Source organism: Streptomyces huiliensis (assembly GCF_020037025.1).
Lineage (GTDB): Bacteria > Actinomycetota > Actinomycetes > Streptomycetales > Streptomycetaceae > Streptomyces > Streptomyces huiliensis.
Map to the genome: position 1 here is coordinate 25,580 of NZ_JAIQLH010000023.1, position 25,612 is coordinate 51,191.

Consider the following 25,612-nt stretch of genomic DNA (forward strand, 5'->3'; position numbering starts at 1 on the left):
GCCGGGTGGCCGCGTAGCCGAGTGGCCGCGTGGCCGCGTGGCCCATCACGACGTCCCCGCGAACCGCCCCCTCACCGCCGCCGCTCCACCGGAAACACCGCCGTGATCAGCCACCCGCCCTCCGGCGCCGGCCCGGCGCCGAGCCGCCCGCCCATGGCCTTGGCGCGTTCGGCCAGCCCGACGAGGCCGAAACCGCCGCCGCGGGCGGCGTCCGTGAGCGCGGCGGGCCGCCGGCCGTCGTCGGCGATGCGGAGTTCGACGCCCTCGGGGACGCCGCGGACGCCGATGCGGACGGCCGTGGCGTCGGCGGCGTGCTTGCGGACGTTGGTCAGCGCCTCGCGGACGACGCGGTGGACGGCGGCGGCGACGTCGCCCGGCAGCCAGTTCTCCATGCCCTGCTCGATGTAGAGGGCGACGGGCGGGCCGGTGCGCGTGAACTCCTCGGTGAGCGACCGCACCTCGGGGAGGCCCGCGACGGGCTCGGTCTCCGGTTCGGCGCCCTCGCGCAGGATGCCGACGAGGCGGCGCATCGCGCCCAGTGCCTCCCCGGCCGAGCCCTCGATGCGCTCGAACGCACGGGCGGCGGCGTCCCCCTCCACGGAGGTGAAGCGGGCCGCCTGGGCCTGGACGGCGATGCCGGTGACGTGGTGGGCGACGAGGTCGTGGAGTTCGCGGGCGAGTTCCAGGCGCTCGGCGGTCCGGACCGCCGCCATGTCGCGGACGCGCTGGGCCGACTGGGCGCGCAGCATCAGCGAGTACGCGCCCACGACCACGGTCAGCAGCGTGAACACGGCCGTGAACCGCCCCGGGTCCAGGTCGCGCACCGGCGCGGCGAGCGCGGCCAGGGCGAGCGCCGGGCCGAGCAGCGCCGCGCGCCGGGCCGGGGAACGCTGGACGACGTTGGTGAGCAGCACCAGCAGGGCCACGTCCTCCCCCATGCCCCAGACCGTGCCGGGGTGCGGGCCGGCCATCAGGACGGCGGAGGTCGTCCAGGACACGCAGGCGGCGACGCCCGCGCGCAGGTCGAGCGGGATCCACGTGTACGGCACGGCGCACAGGCAGACGGCGACGCCCGAGGCCAGGACCACGGCGTGCGGCGGGCTGGGCTGCCGGGCGAGGACGACGCCCTCGAAGCCGACCAGCCCGAGCAGGAAGAGGGCGAGCACGGCCTTGGCAACGACGGCCCGGCGCGGGTGCCGGGTGGCGAACCCGGCGCGCCCGGTCACGTACCGCCCGTGGCCAGCCCGCTCTCCCAGGCCCAGGCGGCGATCTCGACGCGGTTCCGGGCGTCGAGCTTCAGCTGCACGTTGGCCAGGTGGGTCTTGACCGTGGACAGGGAGATGAACAGCTCGGTGGCGATCTCGGCGTTGGTGGCACCGCGCGCGAGGCAGCGGACGACGTCCTCCTCGCGCTCGGTCAGCGGCTCGGAGGGAGCCCTCATGGGGCGTTCCGTACCGCCGGTCCCGGCCGGGGCGAGGTCGCGGAGGAGCCGGACGGTGATGGCGGGCGAGATGAGGGAGTCGCCGACGGCGGCGGCGTGCACGGCCTCGACGAGCATGGCCGGACTGGCGTCCTTCAGCAGGAAGCCCGAGGCGCCGTCGCGGAGCGCGGAGTGGACGTACTCGTCGAGGTCGAAGGTGGTGACGATGACGATGCGGGGGCGCCCGCCGCGCTCCGGCTCGGCGGCGGTGAGCGCGGAGAGCCGGCGGGTGACCTCCAGGCCGTCCAGCTTCGGCATGCGGATGTCGAGGAGCAGCACGTCGGGCCGGTGCTCCTCGACGGCGGCCAGCGCGGCCTCGCCGTCCACGACGTCGGCGACGACGTCGATGTCGGGCTGGCTCTCCAGGATCATGCGGAAGCCGGTGCGGACCATCTCCTGGTCGTCCGCGATGACGACGGTGATCGCCATGTCGATGCCGTCCCCTCGGTGCTCGGCCGGTGCTCGGCTGGTGTCGGGCCGCGCGTGCCTCCATGTCACCGGGGGTGGGATGGGGCCGCAACAGCAGGCCGGGCGGGGCGTGCGCCCGGGGCTACGCGCCGGGGCGCGCGGCGGCGCGGCGGCGGCTCGCGAGGCGGAGCCCGTACGCGCCCCCGCCGACGGCCACGAGCGCCGCGCCGCCCACGGCGAGCGGCTTGCCGACGTCGCGCCGGCCGCCGACCGTCTGCCCGGCCTGCACCATGCGGCGGACGGGGTTGCTGGCCGCTTCGTGGCGCTTGACCGGCTTCGCCGGCTTCGTCTGCTTCGCCTGCTTCAGCTGCTTCGTCTGCCGGACCTGCCGTACGGGCTTGGTGCGCTGAACCGGGCGCTCCGGGGCGATCCGCCGGTGGACGAGTCCGTCCTGCCGCAGCCCGTCCTGCGGCAGCCCGTTCTGCGGCAGCCCGTTCTGCGGCAGCCCGTTCTGCGGCAGCCCGTTCTGCGGCAGCCCGTTCTGCCGCACCTCGTGGAGCCGGCCGGCGGGCCGGAGCGGTGCCGTGGGACGCGACACGCCGGAGTGCTCCCGGTGGGTGACGCGGGGGCCGTGCCGGCGGGCGTCCGCCCCCGGACCGTCGGTTCCGGCGGCCGGGCGCCGGGTGGTCTCGTGCCGGCCCGCGGCGGGGGCGTCCGCCGCTGCGGCGCCGGTCACCGGCAGGAGTACCGCGCTCGCGGCGGCGAGGAGGGTGACGACGGCGAGGCGGGTCCTGGCGGGCACGGGGTGGTCTCTCTGTAGGCGGTCGAGGCGGTCGGTTGCGCGTGATCCACGTTACGGGGCTCCGCGGCCCGTACGCCTCGACCAAGGGGCCATTCCGGGGCCGTTCCTCCTCGGCCGAAAGAATGACAGTGCGCCCTCGTGCGTCATACCGGGGTCGTGTGGGGGTGCCCCAGCCCCGCCCTTTCACCGTTTCTTGCAGGGGCAAAGCCCCCACACCCCCGAAGCGCCCTACGGGCTCCCCCCGAGGGGGTACCCCCAGTCCTCAAACGCCGGACGGGCTGAATGGTCAGCCCGTCCGGCGGGGCTCACCCCCCTACAGACTCGCCGCCCCAGCCGCGATGTCCTTCGCGAACGTACTCACCTGCGTATAGACCCCGGGATACCGGGGCCGAGCGCACCCCGTCCCCCAGCTCACGATCCCGACCTGAATCCACGCCCCCGCCTCGTCCTTCCGGAACATGGGCCCACCGGAGTCGCCCTGGCAGGTGTCGACGCCGCCCGTCTCCACGTACCCGGCGCAGATCTCCTCGCCGGGTATGAGGCTGCTGCCGTACGCCTGCCCGCAGGTGGCGTCGTCGACGTACGGGACCTCCGCCTTGCGCAGCTTGGTCTGCTGGCCGCCGCCCTCGCGGGTGGCGCCCCAGCCGGCGACGGTGAAGGTGCCGGAGTCGTACGCGGTGGTGGACGCGGTCTTCAGGGTGGGCAGGTCGAGGGGGCGGGCGAGCTTGATGAGGGCCCAGTCCTTGCCGCTGCCGTCGTAGCCGGGCGCCTGGAGGACCCGGGTGGACTTGACCTTGATGGCCTGCGAGGAGTTGAGGTCGACGGCGCCCGCGGTGACGGTGATGGACGTGTTGGCGCCGCTGCCGTCCACGCAGTGCGCCGCGGTGAGGACGATCTGCCGGGTGTAGAGGGCGCCGCCGCAGCCCATGGAGAGGCGGACCATCCACGGGAACTCGCCCTGCTGGGCGGGGACGCCGCCGACGACGGGCCGGGGGGCGGGGTCCGCCTGCGCTCCGCCGACCTGGAGGCTGAACGCGGCGAGGGCCGTCGCGCCGACGGCGAGGGTTCTCTTGAGGGCCATGAGGTGAGTGCTCAAGGGGGGTCCCTTCATGGAGGGTTGAGGCGCTCAGCCAGGTTCATTAAGTCAGGTTCATGACAAGCTGCCGATGCTCGCGCCGAAGCGGAACCTGGCGAACGCGGTGTGCCGAGTATCGGAGCGGACGCGAGCGGCGGCAAGGACGCTTCAGGCCAGTCGGGCCAAGAGGAGAACGGAGGTGCCCCCGGAACGGCGGCGGCACCCGTACCCCTCCCCGCCACGCCCCCGTAAAGTGGGAGGACAGGGGGCCGGCGGAAGCCACGGGGGTGGTGACGGGTGGGCACGGACGTCGAGATCCTGCACGGCTTCCCGCACCTGGACACGGTGCACTCCGCGATCACCGCCCTCTACCGGCGGCTCTCGTACGACACCCTCCGCACCTTCGCGCCCAGCGTCCCGCCGTCCGACGTCGCGTTCTCCGACGACGAGGACCCCTACCTGGGCGTCCAGCGGATCGCCGGCGTCATGGTGCGCCACCTGCGGCTCCCGGACGCGCGCATGATCGTCTCGTTCCGCGACATGCGGCACGCCGGGAACGTCGAACTCGCGGCCGGCCCCGAGTACTTCATCGAGCTCAACTCCCGCTTCAAGAAGCACCGCAAGGACATCGGCGCCGCCCTCGCCCACGAGGTGACGCACGTCTACCTGCACCGGCTGGGCCTCGCCTTCCCCGGCACCCGGGACAACGAGATCCTCACCGACACCGTCGCCGCCTACCTCGGTGCCGGCTGGCTGCTGCTCGACGCGTACCGCGAGGACGCGGTCAGCACGCAGAAGCTCGGCTACCTCACCCCGGAGGAGTTCGGCTACGTCCTCGCCCAGCGCGCCGAGGTCTTCGCCGAGGATCCCAGGACCTGGTTCACCAGCCCGCGCGCCCACGACGCGTACGTCCAGGGCGCGGCGCGGGCCCGTCAGGAGGCGCGGCGTCCGCCGCTGGCCGCGGCGGGCCGGCTCGGGCGGCACCGCTACGCGCGCGACCGCCGGGCGGCCGAGCGCGGCACGGGCCCGGTACCGGCCGCCGCGGGGTACGCGTTCGAGGGGCGCGACCCGCAGCGTGTCAGCTTCCCCTGCCCCACCTGCCACCAGCGCATCCGCGTCCCGGTCCAGGGGCGGCTGCGGGCCCGGTGCGGCCTGTGCGGGAGCGTGCTGGACTGCGAGACGTGACCGGCGGTCCCGCACCGCTCACCCGTTCCCCCACCACTTCCGCAGCACCTTCTCCGCCGGCTTGCCGTGCGGCGTGTACGCGAGCTTCTTCGGCGTCTCCCCCGTGTCCGGCCAGTCGTCCCACATCCACCAGCACACACCCGCCCACCACTTCTGCCCGTCGAACGCGGCGAGCAACGCCTCGTACCCGGCGGCCTGTTCGGCGTCGCCCGCGGCCTTGCTGACGGTCCAGGAGTACGGGGCGGTGGTGCTGCCCTTCTGGCTGACGTAGCCGGCCTCGGTGAAGAGGATCTTCCGCCCCTGCTCGGCGGAGAACGCGGCCAGCTCCTTCACCACCGGCTGCCACGCCTCGCGCAGCCGCCCCACGTCGGCGGTGGGCTTCTCGCCGAGCGGCCAGTACGCGTCGATGCCGATCAGGTCGAGGCTCTTCCAGAACGCGACCTTGCGGTACTCGTCGTAGTTGGCCGCGTACGTGAGCGGGCCCTTGTAGCGGGCGCGGACGGCGGCGACGGCCTTCTTCCAGTGGGCGCCGTCCTCCGAGGTGCCGGTGAGCTCGGTGCCGACGGAGAACTGCTCCGCGCCGGTCTCGCGGGCGAGGTCCGCGTAGTGGGTGATGAAGCGCTCGTACGCCGCGAACCACGCGTCCGGGTCGGCGGGCCGGATGCCGGAGCGGTCCTCGCCGCTCTTCAGGTCCACATGCGGCTTGATCATGGTCTTGAGGCCCGCGTCGTGGGCGAGGCGGACGATGTGGCGCAGGCTCGCGTCGTCGGCGGTCTCGTCGGTGGGCCGCATGCCGGTGTCGGTGAGCTTGTCCTGGTACCAGGTGGGGGTGAAGGTCACCCACCGGGCGCCGGTGGCGGCGATCTGCCGCAGATACGTTTTGGCCTCGGGGTTCTCGTAGTCCTTACGGTTCCAGGCGGGGAGCGTGATCCCTTTCAGCGCGGCCTCCTTCCGGCCGTCCGGGCGCTTGCTCGCGCCGCCGCTCGCGGTGCCGGCGGGCGGGGTCGCGGGGGACTCGCCGGAGTCGTCGGAGTCGTCGGCGGAGCAGCCCGCGAGGAAGAGGGCGGCCGCGGCCGCCAGCGCGACGACCGCCCTCTTCTTCGCGCTCACTGGTTGAGGTCCGTGGGGCCGACGAAGGTGTAGCCGAGGGCGCGGATGCCGTCGACCGTCTCCTTGAGCGGGGCCGTCCCGTAGTACGGGTGGTAGAAGAAGCTGGCCACGCCGTCCCGGACGGCCAGGTTGGCCTTGGCCGAGGCGACCAGGTCGGCGGGGAGCCGGGCCGGGTGGTTGTTGTACGCCTCGGGCTCGTAGTTGCCGAGGTTCTCCGGCAGGACCGTGGTGCCGTAGACGTCCTTCACGGCGTACGGGAAGAACTGGCCGATGTACCGGCCGGCGTTCGCGGTGGTGCCGGGCAGGGTTCCTGCGAAGTACAAGGATCTCTCCAGACGCGCGGAGAAGTTCTGACCGAGGACACGGTAGTCGGTCCCGGAGGCCGCGTAGTGTGGCGTTGTCCACAGCGTCGGCTTCGGCAGCCCGGCCGCCGTGAAGGCCGCGAGGGCGGACGTAACTCGCGTTTGCGCCCAGAGAGTTGAGTCCTCGGCGGGCGGCCCGTCGTAGATCACGTTGTCGGCCGCGTCGACGTGTGCGCGGAAGAACTCGAAGTCGTCGCCGGTGACTCCGCTGTACGGGTTGTTCACGTTGCTGTACTGGTGGGTGTAGCCGTGGTCCATCAGCACCGCGCCGTGCGCCAGCATGTACTTGAGGGCGGAGACGACCTGGGGGCTCTGGGCGAGCGTGACGGTCTCGGGACGCCCGTTGTTGTAGACGCCCTTGGGGTCCGTGTAGACGGGGATGACGTTGATCCCGTAGGGGATCTTCTCCGCCGAGAGGTAGTCCGCCACTTGGCGCAGCTGGTTGGCGTCGGCCTTCGGGCTGATGTCCTCCAGCCGGACGAACGCGCGGTGCCGCTCGGCGGTGGCGGGCGCGAGCCCGTCGAAGAGCAGGTCCTCGAAGGCGATCACGCGGTCGCTCTCGGAGATGTAGGTGAACGGGATCTCGCCGACGTACGTCAGGTTGCCCGAACGGATCGCCCAGGGGCTGGTGGCACCGGAGTTGGCGTCGGTGGCCTGGGCCAGCTGGGTGACCTGGGGGTAGCCCGGTCCGGTCACCAGGGCGGGGTGCAGCACGCCGCCGTCGAAGCCGGCGGGGATCTTCCGGGTGAGCTGCCGCCCCTTGTAGTCCACCCGGGTGATGTTCCCGACCGTTCCGCCGCTCTCGAAGAACGAGTTGGCGGGGTCCCAGCCGTAGTGCTGCTTGAAGGTCTCCACGCCGACGGCGTTGGCCATGCCCCAGATGTTGTCCCCGACCCAGGTGACCGGGTGGGTGGTGGCCAGCGCGTCCTGGTAGAACGCGGCGGGGACGGCGTCCGGGACGGTTCCGCCGTAGTACGTCGAGCCCATGTACACCGTGGCCGTGTACTGGTTGACCAGGCCCGCGGTGTACGCCGAGACGGGCTTGGCGGTCACGGTGCCGAAGTGGCCGGCGAGGTTGGCGGCGGCCATGGCGTAGAGCTCGCCCAGGTACCCGTAGGGGCCCGCGGTGTCGTACAGGACCAGCGTCGAGGTCCCGGCCGCGACGGCGGCCTGCCGGACGGCGGCGGGGCCCTGGAGCGGGGCGAGGGCGGGGACGGCGGTGGGGGCCGCGGTGACGGGTGCGACGGCCTGCCGTACCCCGGTCGCACCCCCGGTACCGCCGGTACCGCTCGGTGCCGGCGGCCGCAGGACGAGCTTGCCCGACCGGCGCAGCCGGTCGTTGGACAGCCTCGCGGCCTCCCATGCCTTGAGGTCCTTCACCCCGGCGCCGGAGAGCGCGGCCGGCCCGGTGCCCTGCAGCGCGTGCGACGGGCGGAACCGGGAGTCCGCCGGGGCGTCGGCGGCTCCGGCGCCCTCCGATATCGCGAAACCGCCCACGAGAGCGGCGACTATCGAAAGCGTTAGCGAGATTCTGGGCTTTCCCAGCCTTCTCCGGGAAATTCTCATCCTCATTCCCCCCTGGCTGCCGTTGCGGCATGGTCGACATCGAGCCGACAGTTGGCAGATTCTGGTGGGGCCTCCGATGCCTGTCAATGGACTCCCGCATATCCATGACAGTTCCGCGACATACTCGGAATCACGGACCGCCCTCTTCCGATTTCCTCCCCCTCTCTTCCCGCCTCACTCCGCGCCGAGGTTGGTGCAGACCGCAGGTCACACCAGTACCAACCACGGCGCGAACTGCCAGAACTACCGGCCGGTCGGAAGAATTTACGTCCCCGAATTCCACGACTTCCCGGATGTACGACCGGTCCGATCGGACGGTCTGGTACGTTCCCAGCGCACGCCTCGCAGGAGGCGGAAAATGGGGGGGAACCCATGTACGGAAAACCTGCTCTGGGCACCGTCGTGCCCTTGGCCGGGCTGACTGCGGCGGCGCCGGAAGTGCTGCCGGGCCTGCCCTACGCGAGAGGGCTCCAGGAAGCCGCGGGAGCCGGCTTCCTGCTCTACTGTTCGATAGCCGCCGTCCTGCTTTCGCTGAAATTCTGGTACCGGATACGGAACTCCGGTGGCCGCTCATGACCGACGGCATCCGGATCGGCGACGTCCCGCTCGGTGAACTCCTGCTCTGGTCGAGCATCGCCATCATCGTGATGGCCGGCTGCTACAACACGTCCCTCTTCCTCGTCTCCCGGCGCCGCTTCCGCCGCTCCCGCGGCCCCCGCGAACAGCGCTGCTACGTCTTCCTCCTCGCCTGCCTCAACGAGGAGAAGGTGCTCGCGGAGAGCCTGGCGCGCATCACCGCGCTGCCCGCCCGCAACACCCTGGCGCTGGTCATCGACGACGCCTCCGACGACCGCACGGCCGACATCGCCCGCGCCGCCTGCGCCGCCCACCCCGGCAAGGTCCACCTCCTCCAGCGGCACCTGCCGAACGCCCGCAAGGGCAAGGGCGCGGCCCTCAACGCCGGTATCGCGCACCTGCGTTCGTCCGGCCTGCTGGACGGCCGCGATCCCCGCGACGTCATCGTCTGCGTCGTGGACGCCGACGGGCGGCTCGACCAGCACGTGGTCCAGGCGGTCGACCCGTACTTCGACAACCCGCGCACCGGCGGCACCCAGATCGGCGTGCGGATGTACAACCGGAACAAGGGCCTGCTCGCCCGGCTCCAGGACATGGAGTTCGTCATCTACGGCGACATCTTCCAGAGCGCCCGCCGCTACATCGGCAGCGTCGGGATGGGCGGCAACGGGCAGTTCATGCGGCTGGCCGCGCTGGACACCCTGATGGGCCCGGACGGCTCGGGGCCTTGGAGCGACTCCCTCACCGAGGACCTCGACCTCGGCGTCCGGCTGATCGCCGGCGGCTGGACCAACCAGCACTGCACCTCCGCCGCCGTCTCCCAACAGGCCGTCCTCGACGTCCGGCGGCTGGTGCGGCAACGGTCGCGCTGGTTCCAGGGCCACCTCCAGTCGGCCGGGCTCGTCCCGCTGATCGTCAAGGAGGTGCCCACCCGGGCCGCCGTGGACCTGCTGTACCACCTCTCCAGCCCGGTGCTGATCCTGCTCACCTCGCTGCTGCCGGTGTCCTTCCTGGTCGCCGTCGTCGGCACGGTCATCGGCTCCGTCGAGGCCGGCCGGCCGCTGATCTCCCCGATGTGGGTGCTCGGCCCGTACGTCCTCTCCTTCACCGCGGCCTACGCCTACGGCTGGGTCTACTCGCGGCGGGAACAGGGCCTCGGCCTCGTCCGGGCGGTCCTGCTGTCCCACCTCTTCATCTTCTACGGCTACATCTGGTTCGCCGCCGGGTGGTGGGGCCTGTGGCGGATGCTCACGGGCAAGCGCACCTGGCTGAAGACGGCGCGCACCTGACGGCGCCGGGGGCGCACCCGCCCCCGCGGTGCTCCGCGTCCGAACCGCTTCACGCGACCGGCGGACGGCACCGGGCAGCACCTCTCCTCTCCGCTGAAACTCCACTCCGCCCATCGCCACACACCGCTCAGGGAGACCCATGTCCCCGAACATGATCAATGCGCCGGTGCGTGCCATGCTCGTCCTCGGCACCCGCCCCGAAGCCATCAAGCTCGCCCCCGTGGCCCGCGCCATGGCGGCCTCCCCGCTGTTCGAACCGCTCGTGGTGACCACCGGGCAGCACCGCGAGATGCTCCACCAGATGCTGGACCTCCTCCAGGTCCCCGACCGCACCGAACTCGACGTGATGCGCGACCGGCAGGAGCTGTCCACCCTCACCGCCCGCCTCGTGGACGGCCTCGGCGAGGTGGTCCGCGACCTGCGGCCGGACGTCGTCCTCGTCCAGGGCGACACCACCACCGCCCTCACCGGCGCCCTCGCCGCCTTCTACGAGCACGTCCCCGTCGCCCACGTCGAGGCGGGCCTGCGCACCGGCGTCCTCGACAACCCGTTCCCCGAGGAGCTCAACCGGCGGCTCATCGGCCGCGTGGCCCGCTGGCACTTCGCCCCGACGCCGCGCGCCGCCCAGCACCTCGCCGCCGAGGGGGTGCCCGCGTCGGAGGTGCTCACCACCGGCAACACGGTCATCGACAACCTCCTCTGGGTCCTCGAACACGGCACAGGGCAGGACCAGTTCACCACCACCGGCCTGCGCCGCATCCTCCTCACCCTCCACCGCCGCGAGAACCAGGGCGACACCATGCGCGGCATGGGCCGCGCGATACGCCGCCTCGCCGACCGCGGGGACGTCGAGATCCTGCTCCCGCTGCACAAGAGCCCGGCCGTGCGGGACGCGCTGCTGCCCGAGCTGACCGGCCACCCGCGCGTCCGCGTCGTCGAGCCGCTCGGCTACCTCGACTTCTCCGCCACCCTGGCTGCCTGCGACCTCGTCCTCACCGACTCCGGCGGCGTCCAGGAGGAGGCGCCGACCCTCGGCAAGCCGGCCCTCGTCCTGCGCACCACCACCGAACGCCCGGAGGCCGTCGACGCGGGCGCGGCCCGGCTCGTCGGCACCGTGCCCGACGCGATCCTGGCGGCGACCGAACGGCTGCTGGACGACCCCGCCGAGTACGCCCGGATGGCGGAGGCCGGAAATCCGTTCGGCGACGGGCACGCGACCGAACGCATCATCGCCCAGCTCGCGGAGGACTTCGGCGCGGACGCGGACGTTCCGTCCACCGAAGCGGCCGTCCCGTCCACCGATCAGGTGATCGCCCGCCTTCCCGAGGGCCCGGGGTCATACTCGACGGCATGAGCAGAGTTCACCGGCAGCTCGCCCTCGCCGCCCTCGCCGTCGCCGTGCTCGTCGGCCTCGGTTTCGCGGCGGACGCCCTGTGGGGCGGCGGGGGCGCGCCGGAACGGCCGTGGGCCGAGGGCTCGGTCCACGGCCCGTGGCGGTCGGTCTTCGACGGCCACGGCACCAACGTCGGCCGCCACGACGGTCTGGCCCTCTCCCCCAAGCCGGCCCGGCAGGCCGACGAGACCCACGCCGGCCTCGTCGTCTCCACGGCGACGTACGAGAACGTGGACTACGAGGCCCGCATGCGCACCGTCGCCCAGCTGCGCACCCCCAAGCCGAACCCGTGGGAGGTGCCCTGGCTGGTCTGGGCCTACACCGACCCCGAGCACTTCTACTACGTCACCCTCAAGCCCAACGGCTGGGAGCTGGGCAAACGCGACCCCGCCTACCCCGGCGGCCAGCGCTTCCTGGCCACCGGCGGCGACTCCTTCCCCGTCGGCCGCACCTCCGACGTCCGCGTCGCCCAGCGCGGCGCCCGCATGGAGATCAGCGTCAACGGCCGGGGCCTCGTCGCGTACGAGGACCACGAACGCCCTTATCTGAAGGGCAGCGTGGGGGTGTACACGGAGGACGCGCGGGTGGTGTTCAGCGAGGTGGTGGCACGGTCGGCGGGGACGTGAGGCCGTAGCCGCCGGGGAGGCGGCTCACTCCGCGTCTCACACCGCGGCCCCGGACGACCTCCGCCACCGCCGCCCGCACCTCGGGCGGTTTACGCACCCGAAGCGGCGCCGGCCGTCCGACCGCCTCCGCCATCCACCGCGGGTCACCAAGCCGCCGGGCCGGACCCGCCTCGAAGGCCGGCGAGACGAGGAACCGCGCGAGGACGAGTTCACTGGTGCCGACCGCGCCCGCCTGGCGCCCGCGATGTCAGTGGCGGGTGACAGGATGACGACCATGAGCCGGATCATCTCGTACAGCACCGCGGACCAAGCACACGTCGTGGCTTTCCTCGGCGCCGGGGACAGCCTCTCCGCCGACCAGCGCGACCGCCTCGCCGCCATGCGCGAATGCGCGAAGGCCGACCAACTCCGGCTCGAACGCCAGGACATCGACTGGGGCCTGACCATTCCCGAGGCCCTCGACCACCTCATAGCCGGTCACGCCGACTCGACGGCCGAGTACGCGGCCAACGCCTACTACAGCGCGCTCCAGCACATCATCGACGCCAACGCCTCCGATCCCACCGACCTGGGCTCGTACTCCAAGCCCGCCACCTTCTTCGGCCGGTTGGACGACGAGCTCCGCCACCTGGGGGTGGACGCCGACCTGTTGCCCTACGGGTACATCTTCGCCGGACCGCCCGACGGAATCCCCTTCCCCCTCCCCTTCCCCATGGACGGATCCCCGGACTTCGGCCGGCTCCCGCTGGCCAAGGCCAAGCCCGCCGCCGACGCCTACCGCCGGGTCCTGGACCGGATCGACCCCGGTCTCACCCATGACGTCCAGGTTCTGATCGGCATGCTGGACGACGAACACGACAACTGGACATGGGCCCGCGAGCGGCTCGACTGGTACACGCAGGACACTCTTTTCTTCTCCATCAGGGGCTGATCCATCCAGGGGCTATTCCATCCAAGGGCTGATCCATCAGGAGGTGAGGAGCGGGCACGCCGCTCCCCGGCCGGCCCCGGCGCTCAGCCCTCCAGGACGTACCACTGCCGCACGGACTTCCCGCGCACGTAGAGCCGCCGCCCGCGTCCGACGACATCGGTGTAGCGGGTGAGGGGGGTGCCGTCGGGGAGGGTGAGCCGGGTTTCTTGGAACGGGTCGAGGGTGCCGGCGGAGGCCCGGCAGCGGTGCAGCACGTCGTCGGCGAGGAGGGTGACCTCCGTGCCGTGGGCCGCGATGCCCCGGGGGTGGCCGGCCGGTGTCGTCCAGGAGGTGATTCGGCCGTCGGTCCCGACGTGGACGAGGCGGGGCGACGGGTGGTAGGCGAACCATGCGGCTCCGTCGTCGACGTTGAGGGCGTACGCGTCGACCGGGTACGGGAGGCCGTCCGGGGGCGTGAGAGACCACTGCCGATTGCCGTGACCGTCCCAGCGGACGAGGCCGGCGGCGGCGAGTGCGTCGCTGTGAATCCCCTCGTCGGAGTAGGCGCTCCACAGGGCGCCCCGGCGGTCGGACCGTACGAAACGGGCCCCGCGGCCCATGGAGAAGCGGCGCGGAGACCGGCCGTCGCGTCCGAAGAGCCAGGCGTTCGGCTCACCGACGCCGCCCCCGACCAGCAGGACCCGGCCGTCGGGCAGGACATCCAGAGCGGACGGCCGCACGCGCACCCCGGTCAGGGTGCGTTCGACCGGGGGCCTGCCGTCGCTGCTGACGAGCAGGGCGTCGTAGGGGTACCGGCGGGGCTTCGGGTACGACGGCCCGTACGGGTTCCGCACGGTTTCCACGTCCGGGCAGAGCAGCCACACGGCGTTGCCCCGGGCGTCGACGGTGGTCGCCAGGACGGTCCCGGCGTCGTACGGGCCGGGCAGCGTCGCGTGCGGACGGAGGGCGGTGCTCCTCAAGAACTCACCTCGGGGGGCAGGCGGCAAGGGCTGCCATGATCCCAGCCGCCCGCGCCCCCCTTCAGGCGAGGTGCGCCTCCAGCGCCGCCCGCACACCGGATTCGAGCGCCCCCTCGATCCAGGACGGCTTGACGGACGTGTGGTCGCCCGCGAAGTGCAGCGGGCCCTCGGGTTCGCGGATGGCGCCGAGGAGTTCGGTGTGCTGGCCGGGCAGCAGGACGGACGCCTCGCCGTACGCGTAGGGGTCGCGCAACCAGCTCTGGGTCCGGCCGGCGCCGGTGTAGAAGACCTCGACGCGCTGCCCGTACACCTGCTGGAGGCCGCAGAGGGCGTGCGGGTAGCGGGCCTCGTCGTCGAGGGAGTCCCAGCGCGAGGCGTCGTCGGCCCAGCAGTAGACGGCGAGGACGACGCCGCCCTCGCTGCCGGGTACGGGGTGGGAGGGGTTGAACATGAAACGGTTGGGGTTGTCGGACAGCGAGCCGCCGCCGACGATGTGCGCCGCCTCGGGCTGGTCGCGTCCGGCCCAGTAGTTGGCGGCGTAGTGGGCGCGCTGCGCCTGGGTGATGTGCCCGTGCGGGACGGAGGGGTGAACGCCGAGCAGGCTGCCGTCGGCGGGCGCCTTCCCGTCCCGGTACTTGGCGTACAGCCCGGGCCGGACGGCCTCCAGCTCCCGCTTCCAGTCGTCCTCGGTGAACTCCCACCACCGGCGGCTGAATTCGAGCAGCACCTTGGTGGCACTGTCGTAGTGCAGTTCCGTCACCGCGCGCCGCTTGCCGTACGACATCAGCGGGCTGACCTGCACGTGCCGCAGCCCGGTGAACGGCACGGTGACGATCGCGAGGTCGCCGGTGAACTGCTCGCGGACGACCTTGCCGTCCCGCCCCTCGGACACGGTGTCGATCCACACGCGCGGCCCGTCCTTCCGGACGTGGGTCGCCCGGTCGGCTCCCGCCCGGTCCGGCGACCAGTACTCGATCCGCGTCGCCCGCCGGTCGAACCGCAGCACGTCGTCGACCTTCTTGAGCAGCGCGTCGGGCAGCGCCGCGGTCCCGCCGACCAGCTCCCAGAACTCGGTGTCCGGGCTGATCAGCGACTGGCTGATGAAACTGTGCACGAACGACAGCGGCAGCCGGGAGGTCAGGTTCTCCAGCGTCCCGACGAGATCGATCGTGCGCTCGTCGAAACCGGCCTCCTCCGTGAGGAACCGGTACATCGACCAGTCGCCGTACTTCTGGATGACCCGGGCCCACCCCTTCACCCGCTCGGGCATCGGCTTGTCGACCCGCTTGCCGTCCGCACCGGCGGTGCTGAACTCGTCACGGACGGGATCGAGCACGCGCCGCAGGATGGTGGACGACGGCGTGTCCCACAGTTCGCGCGGCACCCCGAACGACCGATTGATCTTCCGAGGATCCTTGGCGTAGTCGGCACGCCGCATCCGCACCCCGTTGACGTGCAACCAGGCGTGATTGACAGGCTTCCCCTCCCCATCCACATCGACGAGGTAAAAACGCCGACGCTTCACCCCAAGCCCGTCGATGAGACTCATCACCAGCGGATGACTGCCGGGAATGCGCATGGCTCCGGCCTCCGCGTACTGCCGGGGGTCGGCGAACGGCTGCGCGGCGTGCTCGTGCCCGCCCTTGCGGAACGTCTTGATCCGACCGCCGACCCGGTTGCCGTTGGCCTCCAGCAGCGTCACGTGGTGCCCGGCCCGCTTCAGCAACCAGGCCGCCACAAGCCCGGCCGGCCCGGCCCCCACCACGAGCACCTTCCTGGCCGCTTTCTTCCCGGTCCGCGGCAGCCCGTCATCAAGAATCTTCTTGTACTCGGGCACCAGCGGCCGGTCGTGATCGTCGACGACCAGCAGGGCCCTGGCCACCTCCATGCAGGTGTCCCAGTCGGCGGTGGGCTTGGGGGCAGGTGCCGCTTCCGCCGGAGTGACGGCGGGCGCCCCGACCGCAGCGACGGCGGCGGTGACCGCACCGGCGGCGACGGCGAACTGACGACGGGAAACGGCTGATCCGCCTTCGGGGGCGGGGAGTTCATCCATGCGTCCTGAATAGGCCGCGATGCAAGGGATATGACCGTCTGATCAACGACGCTCACCCGAACGTGCGAGCGCACGGGCGCTCGGCGCCCTTCCACACGCCCACCGAATACAACTGGCCTTTCGAGTACGAGGGTTTACCCGCCGCGTTCGTGTCCTTGTACGGCAAACGGCGGGCCCTACGCTGGCGTTGGGAAGGATGGTGACCCCATGTCCACTGGGTTGGCCGACAACGTGAGGAAGTACCGCCGGACAGCCGGTCTGAGCCAGGAAGGGCTGGCGGAGGCAGCCGAGTTGTCGCTGAGCACGGTCCGCAAGGTGGAACAGGGCGGGGACGTCCGCATCGAGACACTGCACTCGCTGGCCCGCGCGCTGGGGGTGACCACGTCCGCCCTCTTCGCGACGGAGGCACCGAAGCCCGTGCTCGGCTTGCTGGACGAGACGAACCGGCGCTCGCTGGTCGAGCTGCGCAAGGCGCTGATGCCCGCCGTCGGCCTGGCCGGCCGCGTGCCGGATCCGGCGGAGGCGGCGGAGGTGTCGGTCCTCCACCAGGGAGTCCGGGAAGGGCACACCCTCTACTGGGCCGACCAGTACGACGCGGTGGCCAAGCGTCTCCCGAGGCTGCTGCGAAGCTCCGAGGCGGCGGTCGCCGCCCTGGAGGACGAGGAGCGGCGGAAGGCGGTGGTCGCGCGCTGCCACATCCTGCTGCTCACGGGTAAGTACCTGACCCAAGTCCGGCAGTACGACATGGCGTACCACGCCCTGGTGGAAGCGATCCGCGTGGCCCGCGAGGCGGACAGGATCCAGCTCGCCGCGACAGGCGTCGTCGGCCTCTGCTGGCTGCTGCTGCGCCAGGACCGCTTCGAGGAGAGCGAGGAACTGGCCGCCGCCACGGCACAGGAGGTCGAGCCGCGCATGTCCGACGCGACCCCGGCGAAGCTGGCGGTCTGGGGCGAGCTCTGGCTGCGGGTCGCGTCGGCGTCCATCCGCAACAACCGTCCTGACGTGGCCCGGGAGGCGCGCCGGATGGCGGGGACGGCGGCGAGCGCGCTGAGCGTCGAGTTCACCGGCTTCCCCGAGCACTGGGGTGGGTTCGGCCCGGTGACAGCGGAGATGAAGGCGGTCGAGGATCTGGCCTTGGTGGGTGACTCCCGAGGCGTCCTCCGCCGGGCCGACGACGGCCTGCTCGGCTCGCGCGCGGTCCACACCCTCGGCCGCCCGACCCCGCCGAACTGGGGCCGCCACCGCCTGGACATCGCCCAGGCCCACATCCGCCTCGGCTCCCATCAGGAGGCCATGGACGAATTGACCGGCCTCCGCCGCACGTCGGGCGCCTGGCTGACCCACCAGCCCATGGCCCGCTACGTCATGACGGACATCCTCAAGACCCGTAAGCGCACCCTCACGGCGGACATGCGCGACATGGCCGCCCACCTGGGGGTCGCCGGCTAACCACCACGGAACGGAATACATCCCACGGCCCTTGCCGTGAAGTGCCCCGCCAGGCCCGTGGTCCGGGACGCGCCCCACCCATACGGTCCCCTCGTCGAACCAGACGCGACGAGAAGGAACCGCAGTTGACACACAGGACCGACGAGGCAGCTGAGCGCACCCCACGACAAACAGCTGTCCGGATCCTCCCCTGGACGACGGAGGACGCGAAGCCGTGCCTCCTGCTCACGGACGCCGGGTCGGGACGCCTGTCCCGCCTGGCGGACGACGTGGAGTCCCTCCACCTCGCTGTGGCCGCAGACCTCCTGTCCCACGCCCAGGAGCTACTGGACGACCCCTCGACCCCGGAGGCCGAACTCCGCTGCGCGACGGCCCTCCTGTGCGAGTCCCTACGGGACGCCCTGAAGGTAGCGGCGACCCGGACCTCCCACTCCCCACCCCCACCCACCAACGCACAGCTCCGCGCCTGCGCCCACGCCGAACCACGGGACACCCCATGCTGATGCCCCGCCCCCACGCGCCCCTCCGCCCCTTGCCGCGCCTCCCCCACCCCGCCGGCCCACGAGCCATGCCCGCCCCAATCGCGGGCTGCCCGGCATGTGCCGACCTGGACACCAAACGCCGCCCAGAAGCGAACCCAGACAACCCGGACCGAACCCTGCGCCTGTCGGGTGCGTACGTAGCCCACCACCAACGGCGGCATCCGTAAGATTTCACCGTTAGAGCGAGGGCCCCGGGACCACGCCCGCAAACGCGGGGACTACTGGAGCCAGGTGGCGCGCCGGTCCACCCCGCGAGCGCGGGGACCTCAGCTTGTCGCGGTCGCCGATGGCGTAGTCGCCGGGACCACCCCCGCACGCGCGGGGTCCACTCCAGCGTCGGGATCCCGTCTTCATCGACGGCGGGACCACCTCCGCACGCGCGGGGACCACTCCAGCGTCGGGATCCCGTCTTCATCGACGGCGGGACCACCTCCGCACGCGCGGGGACCACTCGAACCCGATCATGCCGCCCAAGCCCTGCCGGGGACCACCCCCGCACGCGCGGGGATCACCGGTCCGCCTTCGCGGGTCAGCACCTTCTGCCGGGACCACCCCCGCACGCGCGGGGATCACAGTTGATCCGCTTCGGGCATGCCGCGGAATCGGGGACCACCCCCGCACGCGCGGGGATCACCCCTTTGGCGTGGCCAGGCTGTCACCCAGCGCGGGACCACCCCCGCACGCGCGGGGATCACAGATCACCGAGGCGCTCGACCTGACCGAGGACGGGACCACCCCCGCACGCGCGGGGATCACCTCAGGTCGCGTTCCGCCCCGGCCGCCGGCCTGGGACCACCCCCGCACGCGCGGGGATCACAGGCCGCCACCTGCGGCTTTAGCCGCGCCGACCTCGGTTTTTACTCACTTCCCGAAATTCCGGCGAACCCGCCATACCGCGCATTCCGCCCCAGCGGCCCTCACCAGCTATGCGCCACATCCACAATCAGCTTGTCCCCCGACTGCTCGACCCGGAACGGCAGTCGAGCCCGGACGCCCACGGCCACCTGGGTCTGGCCCTCGAAGCTCGCGCCGAACTTCGTGTCTTGGAAGGTGCGGTAGCCGGTGAGGTCGACGCCCGGGAGGGGCTGGCGGCCGTGGCCCGGGTAGGTGGGGGTGCCGGTGTTGGGGTCGTAGCTCGGGGCGTTCAAGTAGACCTGGAGTATGGCGCCGCCCTTGACGGGTATCAGGTCGCCGGAGCCGTCCTGGTGGAAGGCGTCGACGTAGCCCACGCGGAAGCCGGTCTTGGACGAACCGCCGAGGTCGAAGACCAGGCGGTCGTAGCACTCGTTGCTGCCGGTCCTGATGTTCTTCAGCGGCTTGTATCCCGAGCCGGTGGCGGACTTGTCGCCGCTGCCCCAGGCCGTCGAGCAGGCCGCGGTGGTCCCGGGCGCCGCCGGGGCGGTGGTCGCGGCGTCGGCGGTGCCGATCGTGCCCATGAGCCCCGCGCCGGCCAGTACGAGTACGGCGGCCGCTGTCGTCAAACGTCGCATGGTGTGTCTCCTGGAAGATCTGGATACAGGTACATGCGATAGGACCATCGTAACGAGCGCAGGTCACGCCGGGTGCAGGTTTCAGCCAAAGATCACGCTACGTTGACGCAAAACAGATTCTTGTTAGCCGTTGTTCAAGCGGCGCCCAAATCAACTCCTTTTCGTAATAAGCCAGTTGACCTCAGCAAATGGCCAACACCGCCCGCCGGACGGGCCGATGTCCGTCCGGCGGGCGGGGCGACAAGGGGTGCCGACCTCAGACCGCCAGCGCCCGGTCCGTCGGGCGGATCGGGGCCGGGAGCGTGCTCGTGCCCGTCAGGTAGCGGTCGACGGCACGCGCCGCCGAGCGGCCCTCCGCGATCGCCCAGACGATCAGCGACTGGCCACGACCCGCGTCACCGGCCACGAACACGCCCGGCACGTTCGTCGCGTAGGAGCCGTCACGGGCGATGTTCCCGCGAGCGTCCAGCTCCAGGCCCAGCTGCTCCACCAAGCCGTTCGCGCGGTCCGTTCCCGTGAAGCCCATCGCCAGCGTCACCAGCTGCGCCGGGATGCGGCGCTCAGTACCCGGCTTCTGCTCAAGCTTGCCGCCCTTGAACTCCACCTCCACCAGGTGCAGCCACTGCACACGCCCCTCCTCGTCGCCCTCGAAGTGGGTCGTGGACACCGAGTAGACGCGCTCCCCGCCCTCCTCATGGGCCGAGGTGACCTTGTACAGCATCGGGAACGTCGGCCACGGCTGACCAGCCGCCCGCTCCTCCCCCGGCCGCGGCATGATCTCCAGCTGCGTCACCGACAACGCGCCCTGCCGGTGCGCCGTGCCCACGCAGTCCGCGCCCGTGTCACCGCCACCAATCACCACCACGTGCTTGCCCTCGGCCGTGATGGTGGGGGCGACGTAGTCACCCTCCTGCACCTTGTTGGCGACCGGCAGGTACTCCATCGCGAAGTGGATGCCGCGCAGCTCCCGCCCGGGAACCGGCAGGTCACGGGATGTCGTCGCACCCGCCGCCACGACCACCGCGTCGTACCGCCCGCGCAGCTTCGCGCCGTCGATGTCGCGGCCGATCTCGACCTCCGTGCGGAACTTGGTCCCCTCCGCCCGCATCTGCTCGATGCGCCGGTTGATGTGCCGCTTCTCCATCTTGAACTCGGGGATGCCGTACCGCAGCAGCCCGCCGATCCGGTCGGCACGCTCGTACACCGCCACCGTGTGACCCGCCCGCGTCAGCTGCTGGGCGGCGGCGAGGCCGGCGGGACCCGAGCCGATGACGGCGACGGTCTTGCCGGAGAGCCGCTCGGGCGGCTGCGGCGTGACGTCACCCGCCTCCCACGCCTTGTCGACGATCGTCACCTCGACGTTCTTGATGGTGACGGGGTCCTGGTTGATGCCCAGGACGCACGCGGACTCGCACGGCGCCGGGCACAACCGGCCCGTGAACTCGGGGAAGTTGTTCGTCGCGTGCAGGCGCTCGCTCGCCGCCTGCCAGTCGCCCCGCCACGCGTAGTCGTTCCACTCGGGGATGAGGTTCCCCAGCGGACAGCCGTTGTGGCAGAACGGAATGCCGCAGTCCATGCACCGGCCGGCCTGCTTCGAGATGACCGGCAGCAGCGAGCCCGGAACGTACACCTCGTTCCAGTCGCGGACGCGCTCCTCGACGGGACGGGTGCGGGCGACCTCGCGCCCGGTGGTCAGGAAGCCCTTCGGATCAGCCATGGGTCGCCGCCTCCATCATCTTCTCGTGGGTCTCGGTCTCGGAGAGACCCGCTCGCTCGGCGGCGTCCTTGGCGGCGAGCACTGCCTGGTACGTGGGCGGGACGACCTTGCGGAAGCGCGCCACCGCCGCGTCCCAGTCGGCGAGGAGGCCGGCCGCCACGGTGGACCCCGTCTCCTCCTGGTGGCGGCGCACGACACCGTGCAGCCACCGCGCGTCGGCGTCGTCCAGCGACCCGACAGCCCCCGCCAGCTCCTTGTTGACGTTGCGCGGGTCCAAATCCACGACGTAGGCGACACCGCCCGACATGCCGGCCGCGAAGTTCCGTCCCGTCGGACCGAGCACGACGGCCCGGCCACCCGTCATGTACTCGCAGCCGTGGTCGCCGACGCCCTCCGACACGACCACCGCGCCCGAGTTGCGGACGCAGAACCGCTCCCCGACCGCGCCCCGCAGGAACATCTCCCCGCCCGTGGCGCCGTAACCAATCGTGTTGCCGGCGATGGTGGAGTACTCGGCGAGGTGGTCGGCGGCCCGGTCCGGCCGGACGACGAGCCGGCCGCCCGACAGGCCCTTGCCGACGTAGTCGTTGGCGTCGCCCTCCAGCCGCAGGGTGACACCGCGCGGCAGGAAGGCGCCGAACGACTGGCCGGCCGAGCCGGTGAACGTGATGTCGATGGTGTCGTCGGGCAGCCCGGCGCCGCCGTACCGCTTGGTGACCTCGTGGCCGAGCATGGTGCCGACGGTCCGGTTGATGTTCCGGACCGGCACCTGCGCCCGCACGGGCTGCGCCTCCTCGACCCCCACTGTGTCGAGCGCGTCGGCGGCCAGCTTGATCAGCTGGTTGTCGAGTGCCTTGGCCAGGCCGTGGTCCTGGGGGACGGTCCGGTGCCGTACGGCGCCCGCGGGCAGCTCGGGGACGTGGAACAGCGGTGCGAGGTCGAGCCCCTGCGCCTTCCAGTGGTCCACGGCCCGCCCGGTGTCGAGGAGTTCGGCGTGCCCGACGGCCTCCTCCAGCGTCCGGAAGCCCAGCTCGGCGAGCAGCTCCCGCACCTCCTCCGCGATGAACTCGAAGAAGTTGACGACGAACTCGGCCTTGCCCGCGAACCGTTCCCGCAGCACCGGGTTCTGCGTGGCGATGCCGACCGGGCAGGTGTCCAGGTGGCAGACGCGCATCATGACGCACCCGGAGACGACGAGCGGCGCGGTCGCGAACCCGAACTCCTCCGCCCCGAGCAGCGCCGCGATCACGACATCGCGCCCGGTCTTGAGCTGCCCGTCGGCCTGGACGACGATCCGGTCGCGCAACCCGTTGAGCAGCAGCGTCTGCTGGGCTTCGGCCAACCCCAGCTCCCACGGCCCGCCCGCATGCTTCAGCGACGTCAGCGGCGACGCGCCCGTACCCCCGTCGTGCCCGGAGATCAGCACCACATCCGCGTGCGCCTTCGACACACCCGCCGCGACCGTCCCGACGCCCACCTCGGACACCAGCTTCACATGGATGCGGGCGGCCGGGTTGGCGTTCTTCAGGTCGTGGATGAGCTGGGCGAGGTCCTCGATGGAGTAGATGTCGTGGTGCGGCGGCGGGGAGATGAGCCCGACGCCCGGCGTCGAGTGCCGCGTCTTGGCGACCCACGGGTAGACCTTGTGGCCGGGCAGCTGGCCGCCCTCGCCGGGCTTGGCGCCCTGGGCCATCTTGATCTGGATGTCGTCGGCGTTGACCAGGTATTCGCTGGTCACCCCGAAGCGCCCGGACGCGACCTGCTTGATGGCGCTGCGCCGCGCCGGGTCGTACAGCCGCTCCGGGTCCTCGCCGCCTTCACCCGTGTTGGACTTGCCGCCCAGCCGGTTCATGGCGATGGCCAGCGTCTCGTGGGCCTCCTGCGAGATGGACCCGTACGACATCGCGCCCGTCGAGAACCGCTTGACGATCTCGCTCACCGGCTCGACCTCGTCCAGCGGCACCGGCTTCCGGTCGCTGGCGAACGCGAACAGCCCGCGGAGCGTCATCAGCCGCTCCGACTGCTCGTTCACGCGCACGGTGTACTGCTTGAAGATGTCGTAGCGCCGGGAGCGGGTGGCGTGCTGGAGCCGGAAGACGGTGTCGGGGTCGAACAGGTGCGGCTCGCCCTCCCGCCGCCACTGGTACTCGCCGCCGATCTCCAGCCGCCGGTGGGTGGCGGGGATGCCGGTGGCGGGGTACGCCTTGGCGTGCCGGGCGGCGACCTCGCGGGCGACGATGTCCAGGCCCACGCCGCCGATCTTGGTGGGCGTGCCGTGGAAGTACGTGTCGACGAACGACGCGTCGAGCCCGACGGCCTCGAAGACCTGGGCGCCGCGGTAGGAGGCGACGGTGGAGATGCCCATCTTGGACATCACCTTCAGCACGCCCTTGCCCAGCGCCTTGATGAGGTTGCGGATGGCGTCCTCGGGCGCGATGCCGCTGAGGAACGTCCCGGCCCTGACCAGGTCCTCGACGGACTCCATGGCGAGGTACGGGTTGACGGCCGCCGCGCCGTAACCGATGAGCAGCGCGACGTGGTGCACCTCGCGGACGTCCCCCGCCTCGACCAGCAGGCCCACGTGCGTGCGCTGCTTGGTGCGGATGAGGTGGTGGTGGACGGCCGAGGTGAGCAGCAGGGACGGGATGGGGGCGTGCTCGGCGTCGGAGTGCCGGTCGGAGAGGACGATCAGCCGGGCGCCGCCGGCGATGGCCGCGTCGACCTCGGCGCACATCGCGTCCAGCCGCGCGGCCAGCGCCTCGCCGCCGCCGGAGACCCGGTAGAGGCCGGAGAGGGTGGCGGCCTTGAGGCCGGGGAGGTCGCCGTCGGCGTTGATGTGGATGAGCTTGGCGAGCTCGTCGTTGTCGATGACCGGGAACGGCAGGGTGACGCTGCGGCAGGACGCGGCCGTCGGCTCCAGCAGGTTGCCCTGCGGGCCGAGGGACGAGACGAGCGAGGTGACCAGCTCTTCCCGGATGGCGTCCAGCGGGGGGTTGGTGACCTGCGCGAACAGCTGGGTGAAGTAGTCGAAGAGCAGCCGCGGGCGCGCGGAGAGCGCGGCGATCGGCGAGTCGGTGCCCATCGAACCGATCGGCTCGGCGCCCGAGTTCGCCATCGGCGCGAGGATGACGCGCAGCTCCTCCTCGGTGTAGCCGAAGGTCTGCTGGCGGCGGGTGACGGACGCGTGGGTGTGCACGATGTGCTCGCGCTCGGGGAGGTCCTTGAGCTCGATGAGCCCGGCCTCCAGCCACTCCTTGTACGGCTGCTCGGCGGCGAGGCCGGCCTTGATCTCGTCGTCCTCGATGATGCGGTGCCCGGCCGTGTCGACCAGGAACATCTTCCCCGGCTGGAGCCGGCCCTTGCGGACGACCCGGGCGGGGTCGATGTCGAGGACGCCGACCTCGGAGGAGAGGACGACCAGCCCGTCGTCGGTGACCCAGTACCGGCCGGGACGCAGCCCGTTGCGGTCGAGAACGGCGCCGACGAGGGTGCCGTCGGTGAAGGTGACGCAGGCCGGGCCGTCCCAGGGCTCCATCAGGGTGGAGTGGTACTGGTAGAAGGCGCGACGGGCGGGGTCCATGGAGGCGTGGTGCTCCCATGCCTCGGGGATCATCATCAGCACGCTGTGCGGCAGCGAACGCCCGCCCAGGTGCAGCAGCTCCAGCACCTCGTCGAAGGAGGCGGAGTCGGACGCGTCCGGGGTGCAGACGGGGAACGTCCGCTCCAGGCTCTTGCCCGTCCCGAACAGCTCCGACGCGAGCTGCGACTCGCGGGCGCGCATCCAGTTGCGGTTGCCGTTGACGGTGTTGATCTCACCGTTGTGGGCGACGAACCGGTACGGGTGGGCGAGCGGCCAGCTGGGGAACGTGTTGGTGGAGAAGCGGGAGTGGACCAGCGCGATGGCGGTGGCGAACCGGCGGTCGGACAGGTCCGGGAAGAAGGGCTCCAGCTGGCCGGTGGTCAGCATGCCCTTGTAGACGATGGTGCGGGCGGAGAGCGACGGGAAGTAGACGCCGGCCTCGCGCTCGGCGCGCTTGCGCAGCACGAACGCCTTGCGGTCCAGGGCGATCCCGCGGCTCTCGCCGTCCGCGTCCGCCACGAACAGCTGCCGGAACTCCGGCATGGTGGCGCGGGCGGTGCTGCCCAGCAGCTCGGGGGCGACGGGGACGGTACGCCAGCCGAGGACGGTCAGCCCTTCCTCGGCGGCGATGGCGGCGATCGTCTCGATGCGTGAGACACCCTCGGCGTCACCGTCGGCATCACCGTCGACGTCACCCTCGGCGGGCAGGAACGCGATGCCGACCGCGTACGCCCCCTGCTCCGGGAGGGCGAAGTCCACGGCCTCGCGGAGGAAGGCGTCCGGGATCTGGACGAGGATGCCGGCGCCGTCACCGGAGTCCGGCTCGGAGCCGGTGGCGCCGCGGTGCTCCAGGTTGCGCAGGACGGTGAGCGCCTGTTCCACCAGGGCGTGGCTCGCCTCGCCGGTCAGAGTCGCGACAAAGCCGACGCCGCAGGCGTCGTGCTCATGGCGGGGGTCGTACATCCCCTGCTGAGCGGGGTGGGATGCAGAACGCATCGGCGCTCCCGTCGTCTTGGCAT

At 71.7% G+C, this 25,612-nt stretch carries 18 protein-coding genes and 1 CRISPR repeat array; of the genes, 7 read left to right on the forward strand and 11 right to left on the reverse strand.

Features of this window, described 5'->3' with window-relative positions:
- Window positions 1–71 precede the first annotated feature (71 nt).
- From JNW98_RS05595 to JNW98_RS05610, 4 genes are all read right to left on the reverse strand, one after another.
- Window positions 72–1,226: a sensor histidine kinase gene (locus JNW98_RS05595; RefSeq protein WP_223766942.1), complete on the reverse strand. Its 1,155-nt coding sequence runs from the start codon at window positions 1,224–1,226 to the stop codon at window positions 72–74.
- The gene (locus tag JNW98_RS05600) at window positions 1,223–1,909 is read right to left on the reverse strand and encodes a response regulator (protein ID WP_223766995.1); all 687 of its coding nucleotides are present in this window, start codon (window positions 1,907–1,909) and stop codon (window positions 1,223–1,225) included. Before JNW98_RS05600 ends, JNW98_RS05595 begins: the two co-directional genes overlap by 4 nt.
- A gap of 121 nt (window positions 1,910–2,030) precedes the next feature.
- The gene (locus JNW98_RS05605) at window positions 2,031–2,690 is read right to left on the reverse strand and encodes a hypothetical protein (RefSeq protein ID WP_223766943.1); all 660 of its coding nucleotides are present in this window, start codon (window positions 2,688–2,690) and stop codon (window positions 2,031–2,033) included.
- 313 nt (window positions 2,691–3,003) lie between these two features.
- Window positions 3,004–3,771 (reverse strand): S1 family peptidase, encoded by a 768-nt coding sequence (locus tag JNW98_RS05610; protein ID WP_223766996.1) that lies wholly within the window; start codon window positions 3,769–3,771, stop codon window positions 3,004–3,006.
- 291 nt (window positions 3,772–4,062) lie between these two features.
- Between JNW98_RS05610 and JNW98_RS05615 the strand changes: the two genes are divergently transcribed.
- A complete protein-coding gene (locus JNW98_RS05615; RefSeq protein WP_223766944.1) occupies window positions 4,063–4,950 on the forward strand; it encodes a hypothetical protein in 888 nt (295 codons plus the stop codon).
- Window positions 4,951–4,968: 18 nt separating this feature from the next.
- Here the strand turns inward: JNW98_RS05615 and JNW98_RS05620 are convergent, their stop codons facing one another.
- Together JNW98_RS05620 and JNW98_RS05625 are read right to left on the reverse strand one after the other, a co-directional pair.
- A complete protein-coding gene (locus JNW98_RS05620) occupies window positions 4,969–6,060 on the reverse strand; it encodes a glycoside hydrolase family 113 (RefSeq protein WP_223766945.1) in 1,092 nt (363 codons plus the stop codon).
- Window positions 6,057–7,919, reverse strand: coding sequence for a DUF2334 domain-containing protein (locus JNW98_RS05625; protein ID WP_223766946.1), 1,863 nt, complete (start codon window positions 7,917–7,919; stop codon window positions 6,057–6,059). Before JNW98_RS05625 ends, JNW98_RS05620 begins: the two co-directional genes overlap by 4 nt.
- 641 nt (window positions 7,920–8,560) lie before the next feature.
- Here JNW98_RS05625 and JNW98_RS05630 point away from each other — a divergent pair.
- The 4 genes from JNW98_RS05630 to JNW98_RS05645 all read left to right on the forward strand — a co-directional run bounded on the left by JNW98_RS05630 (window position 8,561) and on the right by JNW98_RS05645 (window position 12,803).
- On the forward strand, window positions 8,561–9,853 hold the full coding sequence (locus JNW98_RS05630) for a glycosyltransferase (protein ID WP_223766947.1): 1,293 nt from the start codon (window positions 8,561–8,563) through the stop codon (window positions 9,851–9,853).
- 139 nt (window positions 9,854–9,992) lie between these two features.
- Window positions 9,993–11,207, forward strand: a complete 1,215-nt coding sequence (wecB, locus tag JNW98_RS05635; protein ID WP_223766948.1) for a non-hydrolyzing UDP-N-acetylglucosamine 2-epimerase — start codon at window positions 9,993–9,995, stop codon at window positions 11,205–11,207.
- Entirely contained in the window at window positions 11,204–11,872 is a 669-nt protein-coding gene (locus JNW98_RS05640) for a calcium-binding protein (RefSeq protein WP_223766949.1), read from the forward strand. The genes wecB and JNW98_RS05640 overlap by 4 nt, the downstream gene beginning before the upstream one ends.
- Window positions 11,873–12,146: 274 nt before the next feature.
- Window positions 12,147–12,803 carry a DUF7691 family protein gene (locus tag JNW98_RS05645; RefSeq protein WP_223766950.1) on the forward strand — a complete coding sequence of 219 codons (657 nt, stop codon included), beginning with the start codon at window positions 12,147–12,149 and terminating at the stop codon, window positions 12,801–12,803.
- Window positions 12,804–12,886: 83 nt separating this feature from the next.
- On the opposite strand, the gene JNW98_RS05650 is transcribed toward JNW98_RS05645, so the two are convergent.
- A complete protein-coding gene (locus tag JNW98_RS05650) occupies window positions 12,887–13,762 on the reverse strand; it encodes a hypothetical protein (protein ID WP_223766951.1) in 876 nt (291 codons plus the stop codon).
- Between the two features lie 61 nt (window positions 13,763–13,823).
- Window positions 13,824–15,815 (reverse strand): L-glutamate oxidase LgoX, encoded by a 1,992-nt coding sequence (gene lgoX, locus JNW98_RS05655; protein ID WP_223766952.1) that lies wholly within the window; start codon window positions 15,813–15,815, stop codon window positions 13,824–13,826.
- 207 nt (window positions 15,816–16,022) lie between these two features.
- On the opposite strand from lgoX, the gene JNW98_RS05660 reads away from it, so the two are divergent.
- Window positions 16,023–17,264 (forward strand): helix-turn-helix domain-containing protein, encoded by a 1,242-nt coding sequence (locus JNW98_RS05660; protein WP_223766953.1) that lies wholly within the window; start codon window positions 16,023–16,025, stop codon window positions 17,262–17,264.
- Between the two features lie 125 nt (window positions 17,265–17,389).
- On the forward strand, window positions 17,390–17,767 hold the full coding sequence (locus JNW98_RS05665) for a hypothetical protein (RefSeq protein WP_223766954.1): 378 nt from the start codon (window positions 17,390–17,392) through the stop codon (window positions 17,765–17,767).
- A 339-nt stretch (window positions 17,768–18,106) separates the two neighbouring features.
- A CRISPR array of direct repeats spans window positions 18,107–18,623; the repeat unit is 29 nt; unit sequence GGGACCACCCCCGCACGCGCGGGGATCAC.
- Between the two features lie 100 nt (window positions 18,624–18,723).
- Here JNW98_RS05665 and JNW98_RS05670 read toward each other — a convergent pair.
- From JNW98_RS05670 to gltB, 3 genes are all read right to left on the reverse strand, one after another.
- Window positions 18,724–19,296, reverse strand: a complete 573-nt coding sequence (locus JNW98_RS05670) for an AMIN-like domain-containing (lipo)protein (RefSeq protein WP_223766955.1) — start codon at window positions 19,294–19,296, stop codon at window positions 18,724–18,726.
- Window positions 19,297–19,552: 256 nt separating this feature from the next.
- On the reverse strand, window positions 19,553–21,013 hold the full coding sequence (locus JNW98_RS05675) for a glutamate synthase subunit beta (RefSeq protein ID WP_223766956.1): 1,461 nt from the start codon (window positions 21,011–21,013) through the stop codon (window positions 19,553–19,555).
- Window positions 21,006–25,589 carry a glutamate synthase large subunit gene (gltB, locus tag JNW98_RS05680; protein WP_223766957.1) on the reverse strand — a complete coding sequence of 1,528 codons (4,584 nt, stop codon included), beginning with the start codon at window positions 25,587–25,589 and terminating at the stop codon, window positions 21,006–21,008. The genes JNW98_RS05675 and gltB overlap by 8 nt, the downstream gene beginning before the upstream one ends.
- Between the last annotated feature and the right edge of the window lie 23 nt (window positions 25,590–25,612).